Below are 17,548 nucleotides of genomic sequence, written 5' to 3'. Positions count from 1 at the left end.
CTATGCAGTCGGTTTGATCTGCATATTATCAATTAAGCGGGTGCTTCCCAATTTTGCCGCCACGAACAAAACAATCTCTTGATTAAATTCATCAATTTTTTGCAGTTCAGGTGTACGTGCCTCTACATAGTCCACAACAAAGCCGGCCTGCGTCAATGCTGCCTTAATATTCGCTAACACTTCTGACAGCTTTTCACCCTGTTGCAGTGCCTGTTCAGCATTTTTCAGGCTTTGATAAATTACTGGTGCCGTTTTGCGTTCCTGTTCACTTAAATAACCGTTACGTGAACTGAGCGCCAGACCATCCTCTGCCCGGACAACTGGCACGCCAATCACTTCCAGCGGAATATTCAGGTCACGTACAAACTGACGGATCACCGCCAGCTGTTGATAATCTTTTTGGCCAAAGAAGGCATAGTTCGGCTGCACAATATTAAACAGCTTGGTCACCACCACCGCGACACCATCAAAATGTCCCGGACGCTGCAAACCACACAGGTCTTCGGTAATTTCAGACACACTGATGTTGGTTAAACGCGGGCTTTTGCCATACATTTGCTCGACAGAAGGCGCAAATACAATGTCACAACCGGCTTCTGCCAGCAATTGACTGTCTTGTTCCAGAGTTCGCGGATAATTGTCAAAATCTTCATTTGGACCAAACTGAATCGGGTTCACGAAGATGCTGACCACCACCACATCACATAATTGACGCGCTTCACGCACCAAGCTCAGATGGCCTTCATGCAAATTGCCCATGGTCGGGACAAAACCAATAATTTTACGCGCTGCACGTGCAGGATTTAATGAGGCTGCCAATCCCTGAATCGTGGTTTCTGTTTTCATGTTTTACAACTCAACTTGGAAAGTTTGTTCACGTGCCGGGAAAGAACCGTCTTGTACCGCAGCATGATAGGCTTTGAAGGCATCTAAAATGGCTGTTTCACCAGACTGCTCTTTCATAAAGTTCCGTACAAATTTGGCAACGCGGCCAAACGTCAGACCCAGCATATCTTGCACCACCAGCACCTGACCATCGGTGTCTGCACCGGCACCAATCCCAATTACCGGAATATGCGGGAACAGGGCGCTAATTTCCTGACCAAGCTGCGCCGGTACACATTCCAGCAATAACAGCGCAGCACCGGCATCAACCACCACCTGACAGTCAGCAATCAACTTGTCTGCCGCTTCACGGGTACGCGCCTGGAGTTTATAACCGCCAAAGACATGTACCGATTGCGGCGTCAGGCCCAAATGCACACACACTGGAATTCCGTTACGGGTCAGCACTTCTACGGTTTCAGCCAGCCAGGCACCACCTTCCATTTTGACCATTTGCGCACCGGCCTGCATCACGGTTTTCGAGCTTTGCAGTGCATCATTCAAGGTGGCATAACTCATAAATGGCAGATCGGTCATGATAAAAGCATGCTGATTGCCACGACGCACTGCTGCCGTATGATAGGCCATATCTTCAACGGTCACCGGCAAGGTAGAGTCACGGCCCTGAATCGACATCCCCAGCGAGTCGCCAATTAAAATACTATCAATTTCAGCAATTTCCATTGCCTTGGCCATACTCGCATCATAACAAGTCAGGCAGGAGAATTTGCGACCATCGGCTTTAAATTGTCTTAAGTCACTGAGACTAATCATGGAGATGTTCCTCTAGAAAAAGCATAGAACATGCTAAAAATCACTTTAAATATTTGCCCAGTGTTCATGGTCCAGCACATCCAGTGCGGGCTGTTGAATGAACGGCAAGTCTTTTAATAATTGCGTATGCACACGCAGTTCGGGGTCTAAATCCAGTAATGGAATCACCACGAAATCGCGTTCTAAAACGCCGACATGCGGCACAGTCAGACGTTCATGCTGAATCTGCTCCTGTCCATAGAGGAGTAAATCCAGATCGAGCGTGCGTTCACCCCAATGGCGTAAACGCACCCGTCCGGCTTCCTGCTCAAAACGCTGCAGCTGATCCAGCAATTCCAGCGCCGGTAAATCTGTACGCAGCTGTACCACCGCATTTAAATAATTCGGCTGGTCTTGTGGCCCCATTGGCGGACTTTGATACAGTTTAGAGGTTTTGACCTGACCCAACGTCGCCAGCTTGTGCACAGCTTCGGTCAGAATCTGGCGTGAATCGCCCAGGTTACTACCCAGGCCAATATAAGTCACCCTACTCATTGTGTTGGCCCGAAAATAACCTGACTTAAATCACGTTGTACCCGCTTGCGCTTCAGAATTGGATGGTCTGCACCAATCCCCGAGCCATTGCTTGATGATGTTGATGCAACCTGGGCACGGGCGTCTTCCTGCTGTTTGGCTTTACGGGCACGGCGGCTGCGTGGCTCCGGCTCATTCACCAGCGGTTCAATTTCGGCGGTCTGCGCGGCATTCAGCTGCTGCTCCAGATGTTCTTCCTGTGCAGCTTTGCGACGGCTCTTGGCCCGCTGACGGTTGTACTGGCCAATGGCACGTTCTTTTTCATCGGTGCTCATGGTCTGGTACTGATCCCACCACGTACCCATCTCTTGAGTCTGGGCATCGCCAGATCTTTCACGCAGCAGCAAAAAGTCGAAACCGGCACGGAAACGCGCATGGTTGGACAAGGCAGCAATTTGCTGAGGTTTTGGATTCAGCAAACGGGTTTGCATTTCCCAGACTTCACGAATAAAGGTTTCAGCAAAACGCGGAATCACCGTGCGGGTGGCCTGACGTTTCAGCACATCCAGTCCAGCCTGGGCACGCGCTTCTGCCGGAATTACCCCTTTGGATAGATAAAAATCACAGCGCTCTAAAAATGGCTTCCACAGCAGCACCGCATAGAAAAAGGCCGGGTTGATGGTTTTGCCAATCGCAATGCGCTGATCGGTATTTTTTGCAGCCAGTTCAATAAAGGGTGTGATGTCCGGCTTGATGTCGGCAAAAAGCTGACGCCAGATACCGAAGTCGATTAGCATCGGCAAGACGCGATTTAAATGCCCCATGGTGAACAGTTTTTGCGATTCATCATACAGACGGTGCGGAGAAACATCGCGCAGCAACTGAGTCATTTCCGGAGTAAAAATCTCCAGAATGGCCGGATCAATATTGAAATTCAGCTTGGCCGCAAAACGTAAGGTCCGCAGCATCCGCACCGGATCTTCTTCAAAACGGACGGTCGGATCACCGAGCAGACGCAAGGTTTTGGATTTAATGTCATCAACTGCATGACAGAAATCCAGCACGATTCCTTTACGTGGCTGGTAATACAAAGCATTGATACTGAAGTCACGACGGGCAAAATCCTGCTCAATCGTGCCCCAGTTATTGTCTCTTAAAATCATGCCCGCAGCAGAGGTCACCGCTCTTTTCGGCGGTGCACGGAAGGTAGCAACTTCCACCAGTTCACGTCCAGAATAGACATGAGCCAGCTCAAAGCGGCGTCCGATAATGCGACAGCGGCGTCCGAACACCTCTTTGACCTGAGATGGCGTGGCATTGGTCACGGCATCAAAATCCTTCGGATTCAGGCCCAACATCAGGTCACGAACACCACCACCAACGATATAAGCTTCATAGCCAGCTTTGGTTAAAGCATCAATAACATCTAGAATGTAAGCAGGTAATTGCGTGGTTGATAAACCACATTTTGACGCGCGCAAAGTTTGCAAAAGACGCTGTCTCCTACGTCTGAACGTAAAATAGATTAGATGACGCTAATCATATCTCTAACACAATCAAAGGGCAATTTGATTATCTCAATACTCGGGCCCGGCTGATGCGGTGTTGGCCGATGATCAGACCCGATTAAATACCCAGCCGGTGCCGGTTTTTGGCCAATAATGCCGGTCCAATCCCTTTGACCAGCTGTAAATCTTCAATCCGTTTGAATTTTCCATGCCGATTGCGGTACTCAATAATGGCTTCCGCCTTCTTTTGTCCCACGCCAGATAATTGCTGTAATTGCGCGGCTGTTGCCATATTCAGATTAATTTTTTCACTGCTGCCTGCGCTAGCTGAACGGGGTTGGGAAGTCTTCGTAGAAGCCGACGGGCTTAAGCGGGCATCAATCGCCTCTTGTTCGGCCTTCCATTGCAGATAACGCGCATCATAATTTTCTGCCTGCGCATTTTGCAGCGCGAAAAAGCTACAAAACACGCAGAACATTAACGCCAGTTGAATTAGAGCTTGAGCGTGTTGAAATCTTATTCTTCTTGTCATGGTCACTCTGTCATTTTAATTGTTGTTTTGCCTGCTCCCACAGCTGATCCATTTCAGCCAACGACACCTGTTCTATATTTTTATGCTGCTGTTGTAACTGCTGTTCAATGAAAGCAAAGCGGGTTCTAAATTTATGTACGGTACTCAGCAAAGCCATTTCGCTGGACAGATTCAGTTTACGGCCAACATTAATTAAAGAGAATAAACAGTCACCCAGCTCATCCAGAATTTCGTCGGAATTTTGCCGATCCACCGCCTGTTTCAACTCCTGCAACTCTTCATCGACTTTTTGCATCGCACCAGTGACATCGGGAAAATCAAAGCCAATCTGCGCGACATTGTGCTGTAACTGCTGTGCCTGCTGAATGGCCGGGCCATGTTTGACCTCAGATAAGCGCGATGCAGGTTTGCCGGCTTTTTCCTGCTGTTTAATCTGCTGCCACAATGCACTGACATCTTCCGGGCTTAAGGCCGCAAACTGCTCGGGCTGAAATACATGCGGATGACGGCGAATCATTTTATCGGTAATGGCCTGCACCACATCCTGAAAGTCAAAAGCACCCTGCTCGCTATACATTTGCGACTGGAATACCACTTGCAGCAATAGATCACCCAGTTCTTCTTTAACGTCCTGAGCATGACCACTGCGCACGGCCGCTTCGACTTCATAGGCTTCTTCAATTGCATACCTGGTCAGCGATTCTGGGGTCTGCTTCTGGTCCCATGGGCATTGCTCACGAAGCTGTTTCATCACTGCCAATAACTGATCCATGCCGATTTCTACCTTCTTTAACCATCATCTACATAAAAATATTTGCTATGCTCTCAACAGAACAACACTTTGAAAAACAAAAACACAAGGAGTTAGCCACATGCACAGTATCTTCATTAGTGGTGCAGCACAAGGCATTGGTGCAGCAGTGGCCCGCTTATTTTATCAGGCGGGTTATAAAGTCGGAATTTATGATTTAAATGTTGCACAGGCCGAGCAACTGGCGCAGCAGCTGGGTCCCAATGCGCAAGCCGGCGGGCTGGATGTCGCGGATTATGCACAGTGGCAAACGGCTTTGGCGCGTTTTGTAGACTGGGCTGGCGAGCTGAATATTTTAGTCAATAATGCCGGTATCTTATATTCGGGTGCTTTTGAAGACACCGAGATTCAGGCGCATCAGCGTACCATGCAGGTTAATGTCAATGGGGTGCTAAATGGCTGTCATGCCGCACTGCCTTATTTAAAACAGGCGACTTTTGCCCGGGTGGTGAACCTGTCATCAGCTTCGGCCATTTATGGACAGGCCGATCTGGTGTCGTATTCGGCCAGCAAATTTGCGGTACGCGGTATAAGCGAAGGGCTGGATGTTGAATGGCAAAAATACGGTATCCGGGTGCTGGATGTGATGCCTCTGTTTGTACAAACCGCCATGGTCAAAGATATGGATGCCGGCACCATCCAAAATATGGGGGTACATTTAAGCGTGGAAGATGTGGCCGATGAAATTTTCAGTTGTGTTACGCGAAAAAGCTCGCTATTTACCGCCACCCATCAGCCGGTCGGATTAAAAAGCAAATTCCTGTTTACCCTGTCACGCCTAAGCCCGCAGTGGGTGAATCGTTATAGCAATATGTTGCTGGCACGGCGTCCAGACTAGAAACTGATGGCCATAAAAAAGCCCGAATCTGATTCGGGCTTTTTTGTATCAAGCGACAAACCGCTTAACCGCGTTTAAATTTCTTCTCGGCTTTCTTAAACTTCTGTACATAACGACGACGACGCGCAGCAGTACGTTCATCCACCTGTGATTTACGTCCTTCAAACGGGTTCTCAGAGGTTTTAAATTCAATCTTCACCGGAGTTCCTTCCAGCTTATAGACCTTACGGAACACGTTTTCCAGGTAACGACGATAATCGGCCGGGGTTTTATCCACCTTGTTACCGTGAATTACAATCGTTGGCGGGTTCTGGCCTCCCATGTGTGCATAACGCATTTTAATGGCACGACCCTGCACTTTTGGCGGATGGTGCGCTTCAGTTGCATCATTCAGAATCTGAGTCAGTTTGGCTGGTGATACTTTTAAGCGCGAAGACTCATAAGCACGATGAATCGATGGATAAAGATCACCCACCCCAGTGCCATGCAGCGCTGAAATCAGGTGAATACGCGCCCAAGGAATAAAGTCAAAGCGGCGCTCGACATCCAGCTTACACTGCTTGCGATCATATTCAGACATGTTGTCCCATTTATTGATCGCAATCACCATGGCACGGCCAGCTTCCAGCGCATAACCAATCAGGTGCAGGTCCTGCTCGACAATCCCTTCACGCGCATCGACCACCACAACCACCACGTTGGCATCTTTCATCGCCTGCAAGGTTTTTACAATCGAGAATTTCTCGATCATTTCATCAACCTTGCCTTTACGGCGTACACCGGCAGTATCAATCAGGGTGTATTTACGCCCTTCACGCTCAAACGGAATATAGATCGAGTCACGTGTTGTGCCCGGCTGGTCAAAAGCAACCACGCGCTCTTCACCCAGCAAACGGTTCACCAGCGTCGATTTACCCACGTTTGGACGACCAATAATCGCTAGACGCAGACCCGTGTCTTCATCACGCTCTTCCGGGTTTTCATCTTCCGGCACATCTTGCAGTACTTCTTCCAGCATCTGCTGAACACCGCGACCATGGCTGGCGGCCACTTGCATTGGCTCGCCCATCCCCAGTTTAAAGAATTCAACCAGCGCGGCTTCTGCATGTACGCCATCGACCTTGTTGGCCACCAGAAAGACTTTTTTACCCAGCGTACGCAGTTCACGGGCAATCTGCTCATCCGAAGCCAGCAGACCGGCACGCGCATCGACCACGAAGATGATCATATCGGCTTCATGGATGGCGGTTTTCGACTGCTCGGCCATGTAAGAATCGATACCACCTTCAGATTCGCCAATACCGCCGGTATCGACCACGATGAAGGATTTATTCTGATAGGTCGCATCACCATATTTACGGTCACGCGTCAGGCCGGCAAAGTCTGCGACCAGAGCATCACGACTCTTGGTGATCTGGTTAAACAACGTTGATTTTCCGACGTTCGGACGACCAATGAGCGCAATTACGGGTTTCATAGATTAACCTTTATTTGAGATCAGTCCACTACACGGGTCTGAACATCAGAAACAAATGGGAAGAAAAAATTTCAGTCAAAGACCTGAATAAAAACACGGGGCATTGAACATTCAATCACCCCGCGTTAAAAAATACGGAAATTGTCGCCTAGTTTAACATAAGGCAACAAAAAGTTAACGGTTCTGCCAAATGCTGAATGCACCCTTTTGCGTACCAACATATAACTGGTTGTCGATGACACGTAAAGAACGCACTTCACCGCTGGTTTTGGCGCGACCAATCAGCTGACCGTTGCTCGGGTTAAACAGATGCAAGACACCATCCATATCTCCCACCACCAGGTCCTGACCCAGCATTACCGGGTTACTTAAACGACGGTTAAGCAACTGGTCATTTTCCCACAGCTTCTGGCCACTGGTAATTTCATAAGCCACTAAACGGCCATCGGCACTGGCGACAAAAACCCCATTGCCGACCACTTCCGGACGTTTGGTGCTGCTCAGGTCTTCGCTCCAAACCACTTGCTGTGAAGCCAGATCAGTGACGGTCACCTGGCCCTGGAAGCTGGTAGTGACCAGGAACTGGCCCGCTACTACCGGATCGCCATCAATATCATTTAAACGCTGAATATCGGAGCGACCTTCACTGATGGCCACACGGCGCTGCATACGCGGCGTACCGGTCACCACATCAATTGCATAAATATAAGCATTGGCGGTTGCTACCAGCACGGTACGCGGATCAACCGCTACCGGTGCAGCGCTACCACGCAGGCTAAACTGGACATTCGGCAAATTGTAAGTCCACATTTGCTGGCCAGTCGCCAGGTTATGCGCATAGACAATACCATCATTGCTGATAGTCACCACACGGTTGGCATGCACCAGCGAAGGTGCCAGAATAGCCCCAGTCAATTGTGCGGTCCACTTTTTCTCACCTGTGGCCTGATCCAGTGCAAACAGTTGGCCTTTCTGATTCCCAACAATCACCAGACCTTCTGCCGCTTCTACACCTGAGCTCAGCCCCTGTTTGCTGACTTCGGTTTGCCACAAACGCTGCTTGCCACGATAGGCCGCCACTTCACCTTTAGGATCAATACTAAATACTACGCCATTATCGACATCTAGCTGTAAACGCAGCGGATCTTCTTCAGCAGTCGATGAGGTGTTTTGAGAAAATACAGGCACCAGGGTTTTGGCCTGTTGCAGTTTTGGCAAAGGATTCGGTTTTACTTTTTCAACTTTAATGCTGTTGCTTGAACAGCCAGCCAATGCAAGGCTTAAAACAGTTAGTGCAAACGGGATCTTATATTTTCTATTCATTCAGTTTCATCCACTTGTGTGTCGATTACAGGACGTTCAATTTCAGGATCATCAACTAAAACGCCGACACTTTCGAGTTTAATTTGTAAAATTTGACGTTCCTGTTGACGTTCAAGTAACGCATTCCATGCGTTCTGATACGCTTTTTTGGCATTTTCAATATCGTTTTTCGCCACGTACACATCACCACGCGCTTCTTCAGCTGTTGCTTTAAAGGCAGGATCGTTGACGGCAGACAAGGTTTTCAGTGCCTCATCATATTTCTTTTGTGCCAATTGCGCATAGGCCAAACGCAGTTTTAATACCTGCATTAAGCCGGCATCATCGACTTTAGAATTTTCAACTTTCTTTAAGGCTTTTTCTGCACCGGCATAATCGCCCTGATCATAGGCCAGTTTCGCCATTAAGAACTGGGTCTGAATGGCCTGGACGGAATCTGGTGCTTCTTTCACAATCTTATCGGCCGTGGTCGACAGATTCTGGAAAGCTTTGTCATCGCCTTCAGCCGCACGCGCCTCGTCCATCAGTTGCTGGACTTTGGCGGTGTTGGTCTGATCTTCAGCCAGGTTTTTCTTCTGCCAGTATTGCCATCCGAAAAAGGCAATCAGCGCAATCAAAATCCCGCTAATAATTGCAGAACCATATTTCTTAGCGAATGATTTTAAATGATCAAGTTGTTCATCATCACTTAATGCGCTCATTGAATTACCCTTTTCCTTATATTCTTTGGCTTATTTTGAAGAAAATTTTTCAATCATAAATGGCACAATCTCTGCCACAGCTACATCCAACTGCTCGGCAGTGGCCAGTTCTTTAACGGCGAAGCGCTGGTTTTCCCACTCACGCTCACCCAGAATTAAAGCATACAGTGCACCCGACTGGTCGGCTTTTTTCATCTGGCTTTTCATCGAGCCTTGTGAGCCGACTTTCAGGCGAATGGCACTACCACTGGCTTCAAGCTGGTCACGAATCTGCTCTGCCAGCACCAGTGCTTTACCTTGTGATGCCGGATCGGCCACCAGGAATACTTCACAATCGCGGCTTGGGCTGTTGTCTTCGACCTGTTCCAATAGAAGCAATAAACGCTCCATGCCCATGGCAAAACCAACTGCCGGAACCGACTGTTCTGGCTTGCCTTTTAACTGCCCCACCAGACCATCATAACGGCCGCCGGCACACACTGTCCCCTGTGAACCCAAATGGGTGGTGGTCCATTCAAATACAGTTTTGTTGTAATAATCCAGACCACGGACCAATTTTTGATTAATCACGAAGCTGACACCGGCATCAGTCAGATACTGCTGCAACAGGGCAAAATGCGCCATGGTGTCTTCACCCATAAAGTCGTGAAGTTTTGGTGCATTTTCCAGGATGCTTTGAGTTTTGGCATCTTTAGAGTCCAGAATACGCAGCGGGTTGGTGCTTAAACGGCGCTGAGAATCTTCATCGAGATCGGCTTTGTGCGTTTCCAGGAACTCAACCAAGGCGGCGCGATACGCGGCACGTTCATCTGACTCACCTAAAGTATTCAGTTCAAGTTGAACTTTATCTGCAACGCCCATACGTTTCCATAAACGCGCGGTCATTAAAATCAGCTCGGCATCCATATCTGGTGTAGCCACACCAAAAGTTTCCACACCAAACTGATGGAACTGACGGTAACGACCTTTTTGTGGTTTTTCATAACGGAACATTGGGCCGATATACCACACGCGAGGCGTTGCACCGCGCAGCAGGTTATGCTCAAGCATGGCACGTACACAGCCTGCCGTCCCTTCTGGACGCAAGGTCAACGACTCAGGTGGATTACCCTTGTCGAGGAAGGTATACATTTCTTTTTCAACGATATCGGTTGCATCACCAATGGAACGCTTGAACAGATGGGTCTGCTCAACCATCGGCAAACGGATTTGCTGATAACCATAAGCATCCATAAGACTGGACAGATGCTGTTCCAGACGTCTCCAAGCCGGGGTCTGGGTTGGGAGAATGTCATTAAAACCTTTGATTGCGACGATTGAACTCATGATCTACTCAGAAAAACCTGTGCGAATAATCTCTTTTGACTTAGCTTCTTCAAGCTCTTTAACACGTTGACGAACCATTGTTTCGATTTCATCAACCAATTGATTGGTATCAATTAAATGGCTCTTTTCACCATTACGATACACCAGTGAACGCGGACTTGCACCTACCACGCCAATATCAGCTTCTTTGGCTTCGCCCGGACCGTTAACTTTACAGCCAATCACCGACACATCCATTGGAGTGCGGACATCTTCCAGACGCTCTTCCAACATCTGCATGGCTTTAATCACGTTAAATTCCTGACGTGAACAGCTTGGGCAGGCAATGAAGTTAATGCCATTAGAACGCAGGCCGAGCGATTTTAAAATATCAAAGCCAATTTTGACTTCTTCTTCCGGCTCTGCTGCCAGGGAAATACGCATGGTGTCGCCAATGCCTTCCATCAGCAGGCCACCTAAGGCAATCGCTGATTTCACCGAACCGGTCCGATAGATTCCCGCTTCAGTCACACCTAAATGTAGCGGATTATCAATTTGCTGCGACAGCAAACGATAGGCATCCATGGTTAAAAATACATTCGATGCTTTCACCGAGACCTTAAATTCCTGGAAATCCAGACGGTCTAAAATATCAATATGGCGCATGGCCGATTCAAGCAAGGCCGCACCGGTCGGCTCGCCATATTTCTTTTGAATATCTTTTTCCAGTGAACCGGCATTGACCCCAATCCGCATGGAAATATCATGATGTTTGGCCGCAGCCACCACTTCACGGATTTTCGCTTCCGAACCAATATTACCCGGGTTAATCCGCAGACAGTCAGCGCCGAAATCGGCCACAGCCAAAGCAATTTTATAGTCGAAGTGAATATCAGCCACCAAAGGAACAGAGACCTGCTTACGGATTTCACCAAAAGCCTGTGCGGCTTCCATGCTTGGCACCGATACCCGCATGATGTCTGCACCAGCATCAACACAGCGCTGAATTTGCGCAACCGTTGCGGCGACATCACAGGTTTCGGTATTGGTCATACTCTGAATGCTGATTGGCGCATCACCGCCCACATAGACTGAACCGACACGAATTTTACGGGTTGGACGGCGTCGAATTGGATTCTCAATCATGATTTCGCTCTACTCTGTGCCATTAACGCGACAAACGGAATTCCGCTTTGCCATTGACGGTATATGGAGACAATGAAATATTTTCATTGTTTAGACTTAATGACACTGCGGTTGCATCATCTAAACGAATCTGAAATGGTGCCTCACCAGTTAAATTCAAGCTGGACGCCTGACGGCCAGTGGCCAGCACCTTCCCGGTCGAATCCACAATATGAACCGACGTCGGACGGTTAAAGCTTAAAGACAGCTGATCGCCGGTCACGGCACTGCTGTTGTCTAAATTAATAATTTCGACATCAGACATTGGCACAATATTCTGCTCGGTGTCGCTCGACTGCGAAGATGACCAGTTTTGCACGGCCGCGATGATAATCCAGATTAAGGCCAGTACCACTACCGCCAGCGCAATACGCTTTAACCATTTGCGGTTACGGTCACGATTCGAGCCAGGCAGTTTGCCCATAATTTTAATTGGGGAATTATTCAGGGCATGATTCGGCAGCATGCCGGTATCATTGGCATAGATTTCATCAAAACGCTGGATGATACTGGTGGCATCGACTTTTAAATATTTGGCGTAGGTGCGGTAATAACCCTTGATAAAGGTCGCTTCAGGCAGTGACTTGTATTCATCCTGCTCCAGCGCCGTCAGGGTTTTGACCGGAATATTCAATTCTTGCGCCACATCTTCAAGCTCAAGCTTCTGATTTTGACGGATTTGACGCAGATACTCACCTGGGCGTTGGATATTTCCTAATGCATTGGGCGCTACATTTGTATTTGATTGCGGTGAATTAGGATTTACTTCCATACGGCCTCAGTACTGTGCTGTAATTGCAAATAACGTTGATATTCCTGGCTTTCAGGGAACAATGCCCGAAGCTGATTGACCAGCACCTGCTGTCCCAACTGATCGCCATTTGCACGTGCAACACGGATCCCAATCCATAAGGCACGCGCACCTTGATTTTTTTGTCCCACAGCACGCACAAACTGTTCATACATTCTGGATGCTGCAGGAGTCTGCTGGTTGAAATAAAAAATTTCCGCCAACTCTAACATTGAAACATAGGAGTCACGGTTCGCCTGCAGAGCCTGCTTGAATGATTTTTCAGCATTCGCCATATCGCCCAGTTTCAGGTAAATCCGCCCCACGTTTTCCAATGCACGAAAACGTTGATCATAACCGAGTGTTGCCCCGGCAATACTCAGCTGTTCAATGGCATCATTATAGCGTTCAACCTGATACAAATACGTACCATAGTTGTTACGCGCCTGCGCATTGTTCGGATCGGCAGAGATGGCACGCTTGAAATACGTATCGGCCTTCTCCAGATTCAGCTTGCTACCTTCTTGCTGTAGCAGCACGCCCATCATCATATTGGCCATAGAATCACGCGAATCTGTTTCCAGTGCCTGATCCAGGGCACGTTTGGCCGAGTCTAAATCACCCGATTTTAAATACTCGGCCGCCAGCTGGGTACGCACCTGAATTGCCTTTTCCGGATCTTTCGGACTTAAAGTAGGAGTTGTGGTTTGACAGCCGGTGCTCATCCATGCAGCCACACACAGTGTGCTGATGGTTGTGAATTTATACATCAACTTAGTCAATGGACCTCTCCCCCTAAATTTAATTATCCTTGAGAGCGCATAATTTCATTTCGCTCTGCAACTTTCTTTTTCCACTGTTCCGCACGACGGGTACGGTCTGCCACCTGTCCCACCAGCTGGCCACACGCGGCATCAATATCATCACCACGTGTCTGACGAATCGTACACACAAATCCGGCATCAGACAAAGTTTTTTGGAAAGAAATAATCCGGTTCCGGCTTGAACGGCCATATGGCGCATGCGGGAACGGGTTAAACGGAATTAAATTGATTTTGCTTGGCAGGTCTTTAAGCAGCTTGATCATCTCTTTGGCATGTTCAATGCTGTCATTCACGCCATCGAGCATGACATATTCAATGGTCACGTGCTTACGCGCACTTTCGTTGCCATCTTTTTTGATATAACGCTGGCAGGCTGCAATCAGCTGTTCCAGTGGATATTTCTTGTTGATTGGCACCAGCTCATTGCGCAGTTCATCGTTGGTGGCGTGTAAAGAAATCGCCAGCGCGACATCAATATCTTCAGCCAGCTGGTCAATTTTTGGCACTACACCCGAGGTCGACAGCGTTACACGGCGTTTTGACATGCCATAGGCGAAGTCATCCAGCATAATACGCATCGAGTTTAAGACCGCATCATAGTTCAGCAGCGGCTCGCCCATGCCCATCATCACCACGTTCGTCACCGAACGCTCACGCTCTGCAACCGGCACATCTTCCATATAGGAATAGTTGGCCATCCACAGCTGACCAATAATTTCAGCTTGGGTCAGGTCGCGTTGAAAGCCCTGTTTACCGGTTGAACAGAATGAACAGTCCAGCGCACAGCCGACCTGTGAGGAAATACATAAAGTCTTACGCGAACCGGTTTTATCTTCCGCAGGAATCAGCACGGTTTCAACCAAGGAACCCGCACCATCACCGACACGGAACACCCATTTACGTGTACCATCTTTAGAATAGTTTTTATGCACCACATCTGGCGCTTTAATTTCACATATCTGTTCCAGTTTTGCGCGCAACTTGCCTGAAATATTGGTCATTTCGGCAAAATCGGTTACAAAATACTGGTGAATCCATTTCATCACCTGGCCGGCACGAAACTTCTTCTCGCCTAAATCTTCGAAGAATTTTTCCAGCTCAGCACGCGACATGCCCAGTAAATTCACTTTCTGCACAGAAGTTGATTGCGCTGGAGTGGACAAAGATTGTTGCTGCTCATCAGATGTTGCAGATGAAGCGACCACTTCATTACTCATGTGTATTACCTAAATCATGTCTGAGGATGAAAGGAGATGCTCAAGATCTGAGCGAGGGATTATTCAGAGAATAAAAAAACCAGATAAGTATAATAACACTTATCTGGTTTGAATACTGCGTATTAACGAGTACGTGGAGCAATCTCAGTTTGAGCGAAGAAGTAGTTAACTTCACGGTCAGCAGATGCTACAGAGTCAGAACCGTGAGCAGCATTTTCGTCGATGCTTACAGCGAAGTCTGCACGGATTGTACCAGGAGCCGCTTCTTTAGGATTTGTCGCGCCCAGGATTTCACGGTGAGCAAGAACTGCGTTTTCACCTTCAAGAACTGAAACAACAACTGGACCAGAAGTCATGAACGCAACTAAGTCAGCGAAGAAACCACGTTCTTTGTGCTCAGCGTAGAAGCCTTCAGCTTCAGCTTGAGTCAAGTGTTTCATTTTAGTTGCAACGATTTTAAGACCCGCTTTTTCAAAACGTGCGAAGATTTCGCCGATTACGTTTTTAGCAACTGCGTCTGGTTTAACGATAGATAATGTACGTTCGATAGCCATGATTGGCTCCTTAAAGTCAAAGTTGACAGAAATTTTGCCGCATTATACCGAAAAATGGGCTTTTTTCTGCGTTTAATCTGTAAAAAAAATCGGTTTTTTGAGGTCGCTGTTAACGTGCTTCGTCAATCCATGCCATTTGAATGGCTTCTAACAGACCTTCGGTTGACTTGGTCGGATCATCTTCAAAATCTGGAAGTGCACAAACCCAGGCATGCAGGTCAGTAAAACGGATCCATTGCGGATCGACATCTGGATGTGCTTCATATAGTTCAATGGCGATATCGATGCTATCTGTCCAACGTAAACCCATGTCTATTCCTAAGGCAGTTTAGTGTGATGCACTACTTTAGCAAATTTTGCAAATGCTGTACCAGCTTTGACAGGCCGTACCGCCGGTGAATGGGCTATAGCGCAATTTCCAGATACGGCGCAGCCGAAATAATGCCGCTGGCCACCACACCGCCAATTAGTGCACCGACCGCCACATCACTTGGATAATGCAGCCCCAGCACCATACGTGATAGCGCCACCAGAATGGTAAAAGGTAACATCAACACCAGCAGTAGCGGCTGAATATAGCCCAGCACTGTGGTAATCATGACCGCGTGCAAAGTGTGACCGGAAGGAAAACTAAAGTGATCAAGCGGACGCTCGCCCAGGCGGATCACCTGATGTACCTGATAAGGACGGGGACGCACCGTTTTGCTTTTAAGCAGTTTATAGATGCCCGTACCGACCGATCCACCTAACAGCAAGTAGATAATCTGTAATCCATACAGCAGACCCTGCCATAACCAGACTGTGGCCAACATGACATACCAGAATAAACCGTCGCCTAAGCGGCTCACCACTTTAAAGAAATAAGCCACCCGTTCGGAGTGGGAAAAATGATTGAGATACAAACAGCCTTTCAAGTCGAGATCAAGTATTCTTATTTTTGCATTTTTAAGTTTCATTCTATGCTCTCCTTTAAGCTTGAGCTTAAAATCTAGGTCGTCATATGCGACTCCTGCACCACCCGATAAAGTGCCTGTTCAAATTGTTGGATCGGATATTGCCAGCCGATATGCTGGGTAGATTCACGGGCTTTTTTACCCATCTGTCTTAATACTTTTGCGCTTGGCAACTGATAAATCGAACGCATAATTCCGGCGACATCACCCAGTGGACTAAGCCAGCCGGTTTCATCTTGCTTGACATGCAAATTGGCACAAGCATAGTCATACGCCACGACTGGCAAGCCGCTGGCCATGGCTTCAAGCACCACATTACCAAAGGTTTCTACCTGACTGGCAAAGACAAACACATCGGCACTAGCATAAGCTTCAGCCAGTTTTTGTCCGCTTAAGCTGCCCATAAAAATGACTTCGCCATCGGTGTTCAGCCCTTCCAGACGTTTCAGGTCCGGACCATCGCCTACCACCACCAGCTTGGTTGGATATTTGGCAATGGACTGCATGGCCCGATAGGCATCAATCACCACATTCACTTCTTTTTCTGGCGACACCCGGCCCACATAAATCAGCACCCGGGTCTGTTCATCGGCGCCCCAACGTAAACGTAAGGCCTCTGAACGATGTTGCGGTGAGAACCTGTCGACGTCGACCCCACGACCAACGACCACCAGTGGGCCTTCCACACCAAACTGGCGTAAAGACTGCTCGGTATCAGTACTGGGTACACAGGTCAGTTGCGTATTGTTATGGAACCAGCACAGATAACGCTGGATCGGTTTAACCAGAAAAGCCAGATCAAAAAAGCGGCTAAAGTCCTGAAAAGCAGAGTGGAAACCGCTAGATACCGGAATCTGCTTGGATTTTGCTACCTGTAACGCAGCCAGACCCAGCGGCCCTTCGGTCACCACATGCACGATATCTGGCTCAAACTCATCCATGGCGGTAGAGAGTTTATACAGCTGTGGCCAGCCAAACTGCAGATGACCATATTTCGGAATAGACTGCGCCTTGACCAGACATTCTTTGTTGGGACTAAAATCGGTACAAGGTTGTTTTTGTTCAGGACGAATCAGTAGAATTTTGTGTCCCAGTTTTTGCAATCCTTTGCACAGTTGTAATAATGAATTGGCCACACCATTAATTTCTGGCGACCAGGTTTCTGTCACTAACGCAATTCTTAAACGAGGTCGCACCAGCTCTTCAATTTCAATGACTTCATTAATCGCGTTTTTTTGTTTTTCCTGTTTAAAATAAAATTTAAAATTCTCAGGAATATTAGGCGACTTTAATACCAGTGTGCGTGAAGACGCTGACATCCGCGTATTCCTCTGTTGTTGTTGTCTGCCCAGCATAAT

Annotated in this window: 19 protein-coding genes; 1 reads left to right on the top strand and 18 read right to left on the bottom strand. The window is 48.0% G+C overall.

The features are described from left to right. The 6 genes from panC to mazG form a co-directional block, all read right to left on the bottom strand. A complete protein-coding gene (gene panC / locus FTT89_RS12145; RefSeq protein WP_180006952.1) occupies positions 1-846 on the bottom strand; it encodes a pantoate--beta-alanine ligase in 846 nt (281 codons plus the stop codon). Positions 847-849: 3 nt separating this feature from the next. Next, positions 850-1,659: a 3-methyl-2-oxobutanoate hydroxymethyltransferase gene (gene panB / locus FTT89_RS12140; protein ID WP_180006951.1), complete on the bottom strand. Its 810-nt coding sequence runs from the start codon at positions 1,657-1,659 to the stop codon at positions 850-852. 45 nt (positions 1,660-1,704) lie between these two features. Beyond that, positions 1,705-2,193, bottom strand: a complete 489-nt coding sequence (gene folK, locus FTT89_RS12135) for a 2-amino-4-hydroxy-6-hydroxymethyldihydropteridine diphosphokinase (RefSeq protein WP_005182411.1) — start codon at positions 2,191-2,193, stop codon at positions 1,705-1,707. Further along, the gene (gene pcnB, locus FTT89_RS12130) at positions 2,190-3,662 is read right to left on the bottom strand and encodes a polynucleotide adenylyltransferase PcnB (protein WP_005182410.1); all 1,473 of its coding nucleotides are present in this window, start codon (positions 3,660-3,662) and stop codon (positions 2,190-2,192) included. Before pcnB ends, folK begins: the two co-directional genes overlap by 4 nt. Before the next feature lie 136 nt (positions 3,663-3,798). Next, positions 3,799-4,212 carry a ComEA family DNA-binding protein gene (locus FTT89_RS12125; protein ID WP_005182409.1) on the bottom strand — a complete coding sequence of 138 codons (414 nt, stop codon included), beginning with the start codon at positions 4,210-4,212 and terminating at the stop codon, positions 3,799-3,801. Between the two features lie 10 nt (positions 4,213-4,222). Next, on the bottom strand, positions 4,223-4,984 hold the full coding sequence (mazG, locus tag FTT89_RS12120) for a nucleoside triphosphate pyrophosphohydrolase (RefSeq protein ID WP_005182408.1): 762 nt from the start codon (positions 4,982-4,984) through the stop codon (positions 4,223-4,225). A 100-nt stretch (positions 4,985-5,084) separates the two neighbouring features. Between mazG and FTT89_RS12115 the strand changes: the two genes are divergently transcribed. Beyond that, positions 5,085-5,861: an SDR family oxidoreductase gene (locus FTT89_RS12115; protein ID WP_160243526.1), complete on the top strand. Its 777-nt coding sequence runs from the start codon at positions 5,085-5,087 to the stop codon at positions 5,859-5,861. A gap of 64 nt (positions 5,862-5,925) precedes the next feature. On the opposite strand, the gene der is transcribed toward FTT89_RS12115, so the two are convergent. The 12 genes from der to FTT89_RS12055 all read right to left on the bottom strand — a co-directional run bounded on the left by der (position 5,926) and on the right by FTT89_RS12055 (position 17,509). After that, a complete protein-coding gene (gene der, locus FTT89_RS12110; protein ID WP_005182406.1) occupies positions 5,926-7,338 on the bottom strand; it encodes a ribosome biogenesis GTPase Der in 1,413 nt (470 codons plus the stop codon). A 174-nt stretch (positions 7,339-7,512) separates the two neighbouring features. Further along, complete coding sequence (gene bamB / locus FTT89_RS12105) at positions 7,513-8,661, bottom strand: outer membrane protein assembly factor BamB (RefSeq protein WP_104472416.1); 1,149 nt, start codon at positions 8,659-8,661, stop codon at positions 7,513-7,515. After that, positions 8,658-9,362: a tetratricopeptide repeat protein gene (locus FTT89_RS12100; RefSeq protein ID WP_005182401.1), complete on the bottom strand. Its 705-nt coding sequence runs from the start codon at positions 9,360-9,362 to the stop codon at positions 8,658-8,660. Before FTT89_RS12100 ends, bamB begins: the two co-directional genes overlap by 4 nt. A gap of 30 nt (positions 9,363-9,392) precedes the next feature. Beyond that, positions 9,393-10,688 (bottom strand): histidine--tRNA ligase, encoded by a 1,296-nt coding sequence (gene hisS, locus FTT89_RS12095; protein ID WP_005182398.1) that lies wholly within the window; start codon positions 10,686-10,688, stop codon positions 9,393-9,395. Positions 10,689-10,691: 3 nt separating this feature from the next. Further along, positions 10,692-11,813 (bottom strand): flavodoxin-dependent (E)-4-hydroxy-3-methylbut-2-enyl-diphosphate synthase, encoded by a 1,122-nt coding sequence (gene ispG / locus FTT89_RS12090; RefSeq protein ID WP_005182396.1) that lies wholly within the window; start codon positions 11,811-11,813, stop codon positions 10,692-10,694. A 22-nt stretch (positions 11,814-11,835) separates the two neighbouring features. Continuing rightward, positions 11,836-12,624 (bottom strand): helix-turn-helix domain-containing protein, encoded by a 789-nt coding sequence (locus tag FTT89_RS12085; protein WP_005182393.1) that lies wholly within the window; start codon positions 12,622-12,624, stop codon positions 11,836-11,838. After that, positions 12,615-13,412 carry a type IV pilus biogenesis/stability protein PilW gene (gene pilW / locus FTT89_RS12080; protein ID WP_104470591.1) on the bottom strand — a complete coding sequence of 266 codons (798 nt, stop codon included), beginning with the start codon at positions 13,410-13,412 and terminating at the stop codon, positions 12,615-12,617. Before pilW ends, FTT89_RS12085 begins: the two co-directional genes overlap by 10 nt. A gap of 35 nt (positions 13,413-13,447) precedes the next feature. Beyond that, positions 13,448-14,683: a 23S rRNA (adenine(2503)-C(2))-methyltransferase RlmN gene (gene rlmN, locus FTT89_RS12075; protein WP_005182389.1), complete on the bottom strand. Its 1,236-nt coding sequence runs from the start codon at positions 14,681-14,683 to the stop codon at positions 13,448-13,450. A 122-nt stretch (positions 14,684-14,805) separates the two neighbouring features. Further along, positions 14,806-15,237 (bottom strand): nucleoside-diphosphate kinase, encoded by a 432-nt coding sequence (gene ndk, locus FTT89_RS12070; RefSeq protein ID WP_005182388.1) that lies wholly within the window; start codon positions 15,235-15,237, stop codon positions 14,806-14,808. 109 nt (positions 15,238-15,346) lie between these two features. Continuing rightward, positions 15,347-15,547 (bottom strand): Fe-S cluster assembly protein IscX, encoded by a 201-nt coding sequence (gene iscX, locus FTT89_RS12065; protein WP_005182385.1) that lies wholly within the window; start codon positions 15,545-15,547, stop codon positions 15,347-15,349. Between the two features lie 94 nt (positions 15,548-15,641). Beyond that, positions 15,642-16,193: a phosphatase PAP2 family protein gene (locus FTT89_RS12060; protein WP_104470590.1), complete on the bottom strand. Its 552-nt coding sequence runs from the start codon at positions 16,191-16,193 to the stop codon at positions 15,642-15,644. A gap of 32 nt (positions 16,194-16,225) precedes the next feature. Continuing rightward, a complete protein-coding gene (locus FTT89_RS12055) occupies positions 16,226-17,509 on the bottom strand; it encodes a glycosyltransferase family 1 protein (RefSeq protein ID WP_180006950.1) in 1,284 nt (427 codons plus the stop codon). Positions 17,510-17,548 lie beyond the last annotated feature (39 nt).

The organism is Acinetobacter sp. YH01025 (genome assembly GCF_013420185.1).
Classification (GTDB): Bacteria; Pseudomonadota; Gammaproteobacteria; order Pseudomonadales; family Moraxellaceae; genus Acinetobacter; species Acinetobacter indicus.
The sequence above is the reverse complement of the archived record's forward strand: the minus strand, read 5'-3'. Positions and strand labels throughout refer to the sequence as shown.